The sequence below is a fragment of the Butyrivibrio sp. WCD3002 genome (assembly GCF_000424265.1).
Taxonomy (GTDB): Bacteria; Bacillota; Clostridia; order Lachnospirales; family Lachnospiraceae; genus Butyrivibrio.
The window spans coordinates 142,505-153,752 of sequence record NZ_AUJO01000002.1 but is presented as its reverse complement, the minus strand read 5'-3'; the positions used below and the strand labels follow the sequence as shown (position 1 = coordinate 153,752).

Genomic DNA, 11,248 nt, shown 5'->3' with positions numbered 1-11,248 from the left:
TAGAGAAGAGAAGTGGAGGAAATTATGAGCAAGGTAATCGGTAAGGAACTTAAGAATATTCCGTGGCAGGACTGCCCGGAAGGGGAGACAAAACCGGTATGGAGATATAGCGAAAATCCTATTATAGAAAGATATGCTATTCCCACATCCAACAGCGTATTCAACAGTGCAGCTGTTCCCTTTGAGGGCGGTTTTGCAGGAGTTTTCAGATGTGATTCCATGGCTGTAAGTATGGACCTGTATGCAGGCTTTAGTAAGGATGGAATCAACTGGGAAATCAATCCTGAGCCTGTTAAGTTTGAGTGTGAGGATGGCGAAATTGCCAAGAGAGAGTACAGATATGATCCCAGAGTAGTTTTCATTGAGGACAGATATTATCTGACCTGGTGCAACGGCTATCACGGACCCACAATCGGAATTGCTTATACCTACGATTTTAAGAAATTTGTTCAGCTTGAAAACGCATTCCTCCCTTATAATAGAAATGGAGTACTTTTCCCCAGAAAAATAAACGGCAAGTACGCTATGCTTTCAAGACCCAGTGACACAGGTCACACTCCCTTCGGAGATATTTTCTACAGCCAGAGTCCTGATCTTGAGTACTGGGGACACCACAGATATGTAATGGGTACCTACAAGGGCGATGAGTCTGCATGGCAGTCCACAAAGATCGGCCCCGGACCCTGCCCTATCGAAACAGATGAGGGATGGCTCCTTATCTACCACGGCGTAATCAATACCTGTAACGGTTTTGTTTACAGAATGGGATGCGCAATCCTTGATATTGACGAGCCCTGGAAGGTGAAGTACAGATCCAAATTCTACATTCTTTCACCCAGAGAGACCTATGAGCTTTGCGGTGATGTGCCGAATGTAGTATTCCCCTGCGCTGCTCTTTGCGATGCTCCTACAGGCAGAATTGCTATCTACTACGGATGCGCAGACACAGTGACAGGACTGGCATTTACAACTGTTGACAGACTTATTGATTGGGCTAAGAACAACAACCTAGAGGTGTAAGATTATGAGCTTTGAACGAGACATCACCAGAGAAAATGAGATCAAGGAACGTATAAACAGACTTTCTGAGGTACTTGCGGCAAGACTTAAGGAAAAAGGCGCTGACGATAAGCTTGTAAGTACTTTTAAAAAGTGTTTCGTAAACACTGCTGATACCACAATGCAGTGCATAAAGGATGGCAAGGTTTTCCTTATTACAGGAGACATAGAAGCTATGTGGCTTCGTGACAGCAGTGCTCAGGTTTGCCACTATCTGCCCTTTGCGGGAACAGATAAAACAGGGGCTATCGGTGAGCTCGTTAAAGGCGTCATAAGAAAACAGTTCGAGCAGATATGTATCGATCCTTACGCCAACGCTTTTAATAAAGAGCCGGACGGCAGATGCTGGGCAAAGGACAGAACGGAAGACAATCCCTGGGATTGGGAGAGAAAATACGAGCTTGACTCTATCTGCTATCCCATAAGACTTCTTTATATGTATGTGGATGCTACCGGAGATGAGTCCGTACTTGATGAGGAAGTAATTCAAGGAATCGGTAAAATCCTTGATACCATGGAGACAGAGCAGGATCATACAAACAAATCCGCATACTATTTTGAGAGAGATAACTGCCCTGAATCAGACACCCTTCCCTTTGAAGGAAAGGGTAATCCTGTGGCACAGACCGGCATGATCTGGTCAGGCTTCAGACCCAGCGATGATGCCTGCAAATATGGCTATCTCATTCCTGCAAACCTCTTTGCAGTTGAGGTTCTCGGATACCTTGAGAAGCTCTCTGAGAGAATAGGCAATGAAGAAATTGGGAAAAGAGCAAAGGCCATAAGAGAAAAGGTGGAAGAGGGTATCGCAAAGTATGGCATGACAAAGGATACAGAGGGCAACACTATCTATGCCTACGAGACAGACGGTCTTGGCAATGTGAATTTCATGGATGATGCCAATGTACCGAGCCTTATGTCAATTCCTTTCCTTACATCAATATCCGGAAATGACGCTATTTATAAGGCTACAAGAAAAGCTGTCCTTAGTAGCATGAATCCTTACTATTATGAGGGAACTGCCGCAAAGGGAATCGGCTCACCCCACACACCAAAGGATTATATCTGGCACATCGCTTTGTCCATGCAGGGACTTACCAGTGATGATAAGAAGGAGAGAGCTGAGCTTATAGAGAAGCTTATAAGCACCGATGCAGGAACAGGCTACATGCACGAGGGCTTCCATAAGGATGATCCTGCAAAATTTACCAGAGAGTGGTTTGCATGGTCTAATTCTCTTTTCTCGCTTTTTGTAATCGATACCTACGATTTATATTGCTGATGGGAGTTTTTACTCATGAAAATAATAAGAGCTAAAGATTATAACGATATGTCAAGGAAGGCTGCCAACATCATATCAGCTCAGGTTATCATGAAGCCTGATTCAGTGCTGGGCCTTGCAACAGGCGCTACGCCCATAGGTACCTACAAGCAGCTGATTGAGTGGTACAACAAAGGCGACATCGACTTTTCAGAGGTTACTACAATTAACCTTGATGAGTACAGGGGCCTTCCAAAGACACATTCTCAGAGCTACTGGTACTTTATGCATGAGATGTTTTTTAACCATGTAAATGTGCCTGAAAACAATATTCACGTTCCGGATGGCAGTAACCCTGATAGTGACATGGTCTGCAGTGAATACGAAGAGGTTATTAAGAAAGCAGGTGGAATAGATCTTCAGCTCCTTGGCATAGGTACAGACGGACATATCGGTTTTAATGAGCCCGGCGAAGCCTTCGAGCTTAGAACCCACTGCGTTGATCTCACGGAGAGCACCATTAAATCCAATCAGAGATTTTTTGGTGACGAAGAGATGCCAAAGCAGGCCTATACCATGGGAATCAAATCCATCATGCAGGCAAGAAAGGTTCTGATGGTGGTAAACGGCGAGAGTAAGGCTGATATAGTAAAGACCGCGCTCTTTGGTAGAGTTACCCCTGAGGTTCCTGCATCAATTCTTCAGATGCATCCCGACTTTACCATTATCGGAGATGAGGAAGCTTTTTCAAAAATCTGAGCGTATTGCACAAAATTTAATGCAGTATAAGCCTTAATTTTTTTATTATGGATTATTGCTTAGATAGACCTTGAAATGTTACTATAAGTCTTGTTTCAAAAGATTGCTTATAGTAGCAGGTAGGAATATGAAAAATTACTTTTTAAGTGAAAGTGACAAGATTGGGGAAGAGTGCGGCGTCTTCGGAATGTATGATTTCGATGGCGGTGATGTCGCACAATCAATTTATTACGGGTTATTGTCCCTGCAGCACAGAGGGCAGGAGAGCTGCGGTATAGCCGTCAGCGAGACAATGGGACCCAAAGGAAAAGTAACGAGTCATAAGGACATGGGACTGGTTAATGAAGCGTTTAATCACGACATTCTTTCGGGAATGCACGGTGATATAGGTGTAGGCCACGTTAGATACTCTACGGCAGGCTCAAGCACCAGAGAAAACGCTCAGCCCCTTGTCCTTAATTACGTTAAGGGGACTTTAGCCATGGCCCATAACGGTAATCTGGTTAATGCTCCGGAGCTTCGAGAAGAGCTTGCTTATACCGGTGCTATTTTCCAGACAACCATTGATTCAGAGGTCATTGCTTACCACATCGCAAGAGAGAGGCTTAATACTTCAAGTGTTGAAGGCGCTGTGGCAAATGCCATGAAAAAGATTAAGGGAGCATACTCACTGGTTATCATGTCTCCCAGAAAGCTCATCGGAGCCAGAGATCCCAACGGCTTCAGACCCCTTGTAATAGGAAAAAGAGATAACTGCTATATCCTTGCATCCGAGACCTGCGCTCTTGATACCATTGGTGCAGAGTACATCAGAGATGTAGAGCCTGGAGAAATTGTTACTATCTCTCCTCAAAAGGGTATAGAGTCTAACAGACAGATGGTAGGCAGCGTAAAATGCGGCCATTGTATTTTTGAGTATATTTATTTTGCAAGACCGGACAGCATCCTTGACGGTGTCAGCGTATACGAATCCAGAATCAAGGCAGGACGCTTCCTTGCTCAGGATTCACCTGTGGAAGCTGATGTTGTAGTAGGCGTTCCCGAATCAGGAAATTGCGCAGCCCTTGGTTATTCAATGAAATCAGGAATACCATATGGACAGGCCTTTGTAAAAAATCAGTACATTGGAAGAACCTTTATTAAGCCAGGACAGAAGAGCCGTGAAAGCAGCGTGCAGGTTAAGCTTAACGCCTTAAAGCATGTGGTTGACGGTAAGAGAGTTATCATGATCGATGATTCCATTGTCCGCGGAACCACATCGGACAGAATTGTGAGAATGCTGAGAGATGCAGGAGCTACAGAGGTTCACATGAGAGTCAGCTCGCCGCCGTTCTTATGGCCCTGCTATTTTGGAACGGATGTCCCTGCAAGAGAGCAGCTTATCGCTTATAATAGAAGCATCGATGATATATGTAAAATAATCGGTGCAGATTCACTGGGATATCTTAAAGAAGAGAGACTTGAAGAACTCGTTGGACATAAATTCGATATCTGTAAGGGATGCTTTACGGGAGAATATCCTGTAGCACCTCCGGAAGAAGATATCAGGGGCGAGTTCGAGGAATAAAAAGAGTATAAATATCATTGTCAGAAGAAGCTTTTGCCTTCTCCCTCTGGGAGAAGGTGTCAGCGAAGCTGACGGATGAGGGAAAAGGAGAAACAAATGAGTACAGATCGTTACACCAGCCCGCTTTCAGAGCGTTATTCAAGCAAGGAGATGCAGTACATCTTTTCACAGGACATGAAGTTCAAGACCTGGAGAAAGCTCTGGATAGCCCTGGCTGAGATTGAGAAGGAGCTTGGTCTTAACATCACAGATGAGCAGATTGAGGAGCTCAAGGCACATCAGGATGACATCAATTATGATGTTGCAAGAGCAAGAGAAAAGGAAGTTCGTCACGACGTTATGAGCCATGTTTATGCTTACGGACAGCAGTGCCCCAAGGCAGCAGGCATCATTCACCTTGGTGCAACAAGCTGCTATGTTGGTGACAACACAGACATCATCATCATGACAGAGGCTCTTAAGCTTGTAAGAAAAAAGCTTCTTAATGTTATAAGCTGCCTTGCAAAGTTTGCTGATGAGTATAAGGATCTGCCTACTCTTGGCTTTACACATTTTCAGCCTGCTCAGCCCACAACAGTAGGGAAAAGAGCATCCCTGTGGCTTCAGGACTTCACTATCGATCTTGAGGACCTCGACTATGTTCTTGATAATATGAAGCTTCTTGGTTCAAAGGGTACAACAGGAACACAGGCATCCTTCCTTGAGCTTTTCGACGGAGACCTTACAAAGGTTGATAAGCTTGATCCCATGCTTGCTGACAAGATGGGCTTTAAGGGCTGCATGGCAGTATCAGGTCAGACCTACAGCCGTAAGATCGATATGAAGGTTGTAAACGTACTTGCCGGAATTGCATCATCAGCTACAAAGATGGCTCAGGATATCAGACTTCTTCAGCACCTTAAAGAGGTTGAGGAGCCCCATGAAGCAAAGCAGATCGGTTCATCCGCAATGGCTTATAAGAGAAATCCTATGAGAAGTGAGAGAATCTGCTCACTTTCAAGATACGTTATCGTAGATACACTTAACCCTGCAATCACAGAGATTTCACAGTGGTTTGAGAGAACTCTTGATGATTCTGCAAATAAGAGACTTTCCATCGCTGAGGGCTTCCTTGCAATCGATGGTATCCTTGATCTTTGCATGAACGTTACAGACGGTCTTGTGGTTTATCCCAAGGTTATCGAGAAGCGCCTTATGTCAGAGCTTCCCTTCATGGCTACTGAGAACATCATGATGGATGCCGTTAAGCTTGGCGGAAACCGTCAGGAGCTTCACGAGAAGATCAGAGAGCTTTCAATGATCGCCGGCGACCACGTTAAGAAGGATGGTCTCGACAACGATCTTCTTGATATGATCGTAAAGGATCCTGCTTTCCACATGACAGAGGATAAGATCAAGGAGTGCTTGGATCCGGGGAAGTATACAGGCTGTAGTGCACATCAGGTTGAGCGCTTCCTTGCAGAGGTTGTTAATCCCATCCTTGATGCCAACAAAGAAGAGCTTGGTCTTACAGCAGAAATAAATGTATGACCTTCCGAATTCTATTTTTTACATGTAAAAAACGTACATCTAAATAACAAAAAAAGAGCATCAAAAGTAAAATATCGCTACTTCATTTTCTGTATGTTATGTTGCATAATATTTAATATGCACTAACAACCAAGTACAGAAAATGAGGTAGTTTTTATATGGGAAAGACATGGGATATTAAGAAATTTGCGGAAACTGCACGAGCTGCAGCAGCAGAAGGTATTGTTCTTCTGAAAAATGACAGAGGTGCGCTTCCGATTGAGAAAAATGCTAAAGTAGCAGTTTTTGGTAGAAGCCAGATGAACTATTACAAGAGCGGTACAGGTTCAGGCGGTATGGTTAATGTAGACTATGTTGTCGGCATATATGAAGCTCTTGAGGCATCAAAGAAATTCAAGCTTAACAAGAAAGTAAGAAAAGCATACGAGGAATTCGTTAAGGAACATCCCTTTGATACAGGTGTGGGCTGGGCAGCAGAGCCCTGGTTCCAGGAGGAGATGCCTCTTACGGATAAACTTGTAGCAGACGCTGCAAAGGAATCTGACGTTGCTATTTTCATAATTGGAAGAACAGCAGGTGAGGATCAGGACAGCAAAAACGAGTCCGGAAGTATCCTCCTTACAGATACTGAGAAAGATGCAATCGGCAAGCTTTCAAAGAAGTTTACACGTACAGTAGTGCTTCTTAATGTAGGTAATATCATTGATATGAGATGGGTGAAGGAGCTTGATCCCGCGGCAGTACTTTACGTATGGCAGGGCGGTCAGGAAGGCGGTAACGCAGTTCTTGACGTTCTTACTGGTGACGTTAATCCTTCAGGTCATCTTGCAGATACAATTGCAGAGCGCATCGAGGACTATCCTTCAACTGAGAACTTCGGTTCTGAGAAGGAGAATTTCCAGAGCGAGGATATTTATGTAGGATATCGCTATTTTGAGACCTTTGCTAAGGATAAGGTTCTTTATCCCTTTGGTTTTGGTCTTTCATATACAGAGTTCGCCATCGAGAAGAAGTCCTTTAAATATGATAAGGATGCAGCTAATGTAGAGCTCACTGTTACAAACACAGGTAAGGTTCCCGGTAAGCAGGCAGTTCAGATTTACCTGCAGGCACCTCAGGGCAAGCTTGGAAAGCCTTCAAGAGTACTTGTCGGGTTTACCAAGACTGATATTCTTCCTGCAGGAGCATCACAGACAGTCGAGATCACTGTTCCCGACTACTGGATGTCATCCTATGATGATTCCGGAAAAACAAAGCATAAGTCCTGCTATGTAATGGAAGAAGGTACTTATACTATTTATGGAGGCTTTGATATAAGAAGCGCCGAGGCTGTAGGCGAGTTTGAGATTAAGAAGCTCAAGGTTACAGCTAAGTGCGAGGAGGCATATGCTCCTGTTCAGAGCTTTAAGAGACTTATTCCGGAAGAGGCCTGCGGACTTTTCGCAAAGGGCTACGAGGATGTTCCCACAAGAACCTCCGATCCCAATAAGAAGAGAAAAGCAGCTCTTAAGAAAGCTAAGGCATACACAGGCGACAAGGGCTATAAGCTTAAGGATGTTGCAGACGGTAAGGTTTCCATGGAGGATTTCCTTGCTCAGATTTCAGATGATGATCTTTGCGCTATGATGCGAGGTGAGGGTATGTGCTCACCTAAGGTTACCCCCGGTATTGCAGGAGCATACGGCGGAGTTACAGAGAATCTTAAGGGCTTTGGTATCCCTGTTGGCGGCTGCTCTGATGGCCCCAGCGGAATCAGAATGGACTGTGGTACACATGCATTCTCACTTCCTAACGGAACCTGCCTTGCATGTACTTTTAATGAAGATATAAACGAAGAACTTTTCAGATGGGAAGGTCTTGATCTTAGAAGAAATAGAATTGATGCCCTTCTTGGCCCCGGAATGAACATCCACAGAAGTCCTCTTGGCGGAAGAAACTTCGAGTACTTCTCAGAGGATCCGGTGCTTACAGGAAAAATGGTTGTGGCTCAGCTTAAGGGTATGCACAAATATGATGTCACAGGTGTTATCAAGCACTTCTGCGGCAACACTCAGGAGCTTAAGCGTCACTTCGTGAACTCTGTTATTTCTGAGCGTGCTCTTCGTGAGATTTATCTTAAGGGCTTTGAGATGGCAGTAAGAGAGGGCGATGCCCGCGCTGTAATGAGTACCTACGGCCCTGTAAACGGCATCTATACTTCAAGTAGCTACGATCTTCTTACCACAATCCTTCGCGGCGAGTGGGGCTTTGATGGTATTGTAATGACCGACTGGTGGGCAATGGGTAACGATGAAGCAGGCGGAAAGGGCAGCTACAAGAACCTTGCTTCACAGGTAAGAGCACAGAATGACCTTAACATGGTTAACAGCGATGCCGGTGCCAACAGCAATGATGATAACCTTAACGGAGCACTTAAGCTTGGAACAGTAACAAGATATGAGCTTGTAAGATGTGCTTCAAACATTTGTAATTTCCTTCTTAAGGCACCTGTATGGAAGCACAGCCTTGGTATTGAGTCTGCTCTTGATAAGGAGCTTGCAAAGGCTGTAGAAGCAGGTGATGATGCTATGCTCAAGAGCATGGTTCCTGTTCTTATGGATAAGGAAGAGATAGAGCTTGATCCTAAGCACTTAAAGGCAGAAAAAGGAGAGACAAAAGCTTTTGCCATTACTACTGCAAGAAGAGGTGTTATCACTGCCGAGCTTGTGATGAGAGCAAAGGATCAGCCTGCTATGGCGCAGCTTCCGCTTTCCATATTTATGGACAGAAATCTCATCCGAACCATCACTCTTACAGGTATGGATACTGAATGGCAGACAGTAGAGGTTGAACTTCCTCCGTCATTTATGGTCAACTATTATCTTAAGTTCTACTTTGGACAGGCAGGACTTGAGTTCAAATCCGTTAAGCTTAAGCTGACCAAGGACCTTGAGGATATGTTCAAGGGCGGCCTTGAAGCCTTAATGAAAAAAGACGAAGAGTAATTGGAGCCGTAAATGAGTATTACAAACAAACTTAAAAAGATCGCCAAAATGGATAAGAAGACTGTTGTAAAGAAGCTTCTTTCCTTTGATGATGTATATGTGACAGGCTACAGAAAATACAGCGATGATACCTTTCTTGGAATAACAGGTCATGGACAGTTCGATGTGGTTCCTGTAAGTAAAAGATACTGGTATGCAGATCCTGTGCTCTATACCCGAAACGGCAGTTCCTATCTTTTTATGGAAGCCTTTGATAAGAAAAAGGCAATAGGAACCGTCGCGGTAACAGAGCTTACTGTTGCCGGTGCCACCAAACCGGAAATTATTATCCGCGAACCTTTCCATATGTCCTTCCCTATGGTCTTTGACTTTAGGGGAGAGACCTATATGATACCTGAGACCAGTGCCGATGACTCCATACGCTTATATAAGGCGGTTATATTCCCTGATAAATGGAAGAACGTAAAAGTATTCAAGCTTGGAAGAAAATTCGTTGATACGGCAATTATCGACGTTTCAGAGGATACCATCAGAATACTGACCTGTGAGATAAGCCCTGACAGGGAGTACGAGTGCAGATTCCAGAAATTTACTATCAGCTTTGATGAGGAGAAGGGCTTTAGCATCGAAGAGGACGTAAAGTTCAACAGAGCGCAGGAATATGATCTTAAATCCAGAAATGGCGGAAATATCCTTACCTATGAAGGAAAGAGATATGTAGCTGCTCAGGAAAGTAAACAGACTTCTTATGGTATAGCCATGAATTTTTATCCCTACAGTGAAGAGCGCATGCTTCTTGCAGATAAAGCTAAATGGCATATACCTGCTGATGATATAATAGTAAAGGGAGCTCCTAAGGGGGATGGGGTCCATTCTTATTGTCACAATGATGCTTATGAAGTAATCGACCTTAAGTACATGGAGTGGAATCCTCTTAAATATGTCAAAAAAGTGTTGAGGAGACATTAACATGACCGTATTGGATGCACTGACACAAGACCAGCGCAGATCATTGGAAGAGGCTATGGGCATAATGAATCAGGTCTATGATAATGAAATAGATCCTGAGATATATGCCAACGAGCATTATGGTAATCCCTTGAGGATATCAGAGCCCTTCTCTATTTCAAGAGAGGGAGATGAACCTGCGGGACTGTCAGCTTTTATCGGCATGAAGCTTATTTACGATAAAAGAGTGATGAAGGTTGTCCAGGCTGTAGATGGTGCTGTAGCCGATTTTGCAAGAGGAAAAGGCCATTATTCCAAGGCTTTTAAGACCTTCGAAGAGAAAAACAAGGAGTGCGAGTTTATAATAGGACTCCCCAATAAAAACTCTTATCCAAGGCTGATACACTACGGATTTAACAGAGTTGTATGGCTCTGCCACTACATTTATGCCACAGCACCCTGGGGATTTGTATTTGGAAAAAACATAGCCACAAAAGTCCTTGATAAGGGCTGGAGAGCAATGCTGTCACTAAAGAGGGTTGAGCTTAAGGACAATGAGGAACTGGAGCTTTTCCCGGTGATTGGATACGGAGAGCTTGATAAGAATAACGTAAAAAAAGAAATGAAGAAGCTTTTCGTGCCCATATCCGATGAAGAAATATCCATCCTGTGGGCTGAATCCATGTGTCATTTCATGCATACAACGGATATATATCGCTGGAAGTTTTCATATAATCCCGATACTAATTTCTATTGGTCAGTTCTGAGGGAGAGAAATGGAAGACTTCGCGGATATGCTCTTTGCCATCTTAGGAAAAAGGCAAAGGGACACATGGTCATAATAGATGATTATCGTACCGATGCTAAGGATGATGCAGAGAAGATTAGAATCTACAAACTTCTATTCTCGAAATTCATTGATCTTGGCGGACTTTTGGAAGTGCCCTTCGCCAATGATGAGAGCGGAGATGGGGCTATCCTAAAAAAGCTCCATTTTATTAATGCAACAAATATACCCTTTGGGCTTCGCGGTGGCCCGCTGATAGTATCATCCAGCTGCCGCTACCGAAAACAGCTTGCAGGCTGTGAATTTAGAAATATCGACAGCGATGTGCTGTAAGTGAATAAAATGCAATATAA

General features: G+C 44.0%; 8 protein-coding genes. All 8 read left to right on the top strand.

Annotated features, from left to right (window positions below; genetic code table 11):
- Positions 1-24 precede the first annotated feature (24 nt).
- The 8 genes from G608_RS0104125 to G608_RS0104090 all read left to right on the top strand — a co-directional run bounded on the left by G608_RS0104125 (position 25) and on the right by G608_RS0104090 (position 11,228).
- Positions 25-1,020 carry a glycoside hydrolase family 130 protein gene (locus tag G608_RS0104125; RefSeq protein ID WP_026494966.1) on the top strand — a complete coding sequence of 332 codons (996 nt, stop codon included), beginning with the start codon at positions 25-27 and terminating at the stop codon, positions 1,018-1,020.
- Positions 1,021-1,024: 4 nt separating this feature from the next.
- On the top strand, positions 1,025-2,341 hold the full coding sequence (locus G608_RS0104120) for a glycoside hydrolase family 125 protein (RefSeq protein ID WP_035794641.1): 1,317 nt from the start codon (positions 1,025-1,027) through the stop codon (positions 2,339-2,341).
- Positions 2,342-2,356: 15 nt separating this feature from the next.
- The gene (gene nagB, locus G608_RS0104115) at positions 2,357-3,079 is read left to right on the top strand and encodes a glucosamine-6-phosphate deaminase (RefSeq protein WP_026494964.1); all 723 of its coding nucleotides are present in this window, start codon (positions 2,357-2,359) and stop codon (positions 3,077-3,079) included.
- 127 nt (positions 3,080-3,206) lie between these two features.
- Positions 3,207-4,646, top strand: coding sequence for an amidophosphoribosyltransferase (purF, locus tag G608_RS0104110; RefSeq protein ID WP_026494963.1), 1,440 nt, complete (start codon positions 3,207-3,209; stop codon positions 4,644-4,646).
- 96 nt (positions 4,647-4,742) lie between these two features.
- Positions 4,743-6,176 (top strand): adenylosuccinate lyase, encoded by a 1,434-nt coding sequence (gene purB / locus G608_RS0104105; RefSeq protein WP_026494962.1) that lies wholly within the window; start codon positions 4,743-4,745, stop codon positions 6,174-6,176.
- Between the two features lie 158 nt (positions 6,177-6,334).
- Positions 6,335-9,160, top strand: coding sequence for a glycoside hydrolase family 3 protein (locus G608_RS0104100; protein WP_026494961.1), 2,826 nt, complete (start codon positions 6,335-6,337; stop codon positions 9,158-9,160).
- A 12-nt stretch (positions 9,161-9,172) separates the two neighbouring features.
- Complete coding sequence (locus G608_RS0104095) at positions 9,173-10,129, top strand: glucosamine inositolphosphorylceramide transferase family protein (protein WP_026494960.1); 957 nt, start codon at positions 9,173-9,175, stop codon at positions 10,127-10,129.
- A 1-nt stretch (position 10,130) separates the two neighbouring features.
- Positions 10,131-11,228 carry a hypothetical protein gene (locus G608_RS0104090; protein WP_026494959.1) on the top strand — a complete coding sequence of 366 codons (1,098 nt, stop codon included), beginning with the start codon at positions 10,131-10,133 and terminating at the stop codon, positions 11,226-11,228.
- Positions 11,229-11,248: the final 20 nt, after the last annotated feature.

Coding starts and splice junctions, on each gene's coding strand:
- G608_RS0104120 (WP_035794641.1), top strand. CDS start 1,025: ATGAGCTTTGAACGAGACATCACCAGAGAAAATGAGATCAAGGAACGT.
- nagB (WP_026494964.1), top strand. CDS start 2,357: ATGAAAATAATAAGAGCTAAAGATTATAACGATATGTCAAGGAAGGCT.
- G608_RS0104090 (WP_026494959.1), top strand. CDS start 10,131: ATGACCGTATTGGATGCACTGACACAAGACCAGCGCAGATCATTGGAA.
- G608_RS0104095 (WP_026494960.1), top strand. CDS start 9,173: ATGAGTATTACAAACAAACTTAAAAAGATCGCCAAAATGGATAAGAAG.
- G608_RS0104100 (WP_026494961.1), top strand. CDS start 6,335: ATGGGAAAGACATGGGATATTAAGAAATTTGCGGAAACTGCACGAGCT.
- G608_RS0104125 (WP_026494966.1), top strand. CDS start 25: ATGAGCAAGGTAATCGGTAAGGAACTTAAGAATATTCCGTGGCAGGAC.
- purB (WP_026494962.1), top strand. CDS start 4,743: ATGAGTACAGATCGTTACACCAGCCCGCTTTCAGAGCGTTATTCAAGC.
- purF (WP_026494963.1), top strand. CDS start 3,207: ATGAAAAATTACTTTTTAAGTGAAAGTGACAAGATTGGGGAAGAGTGC.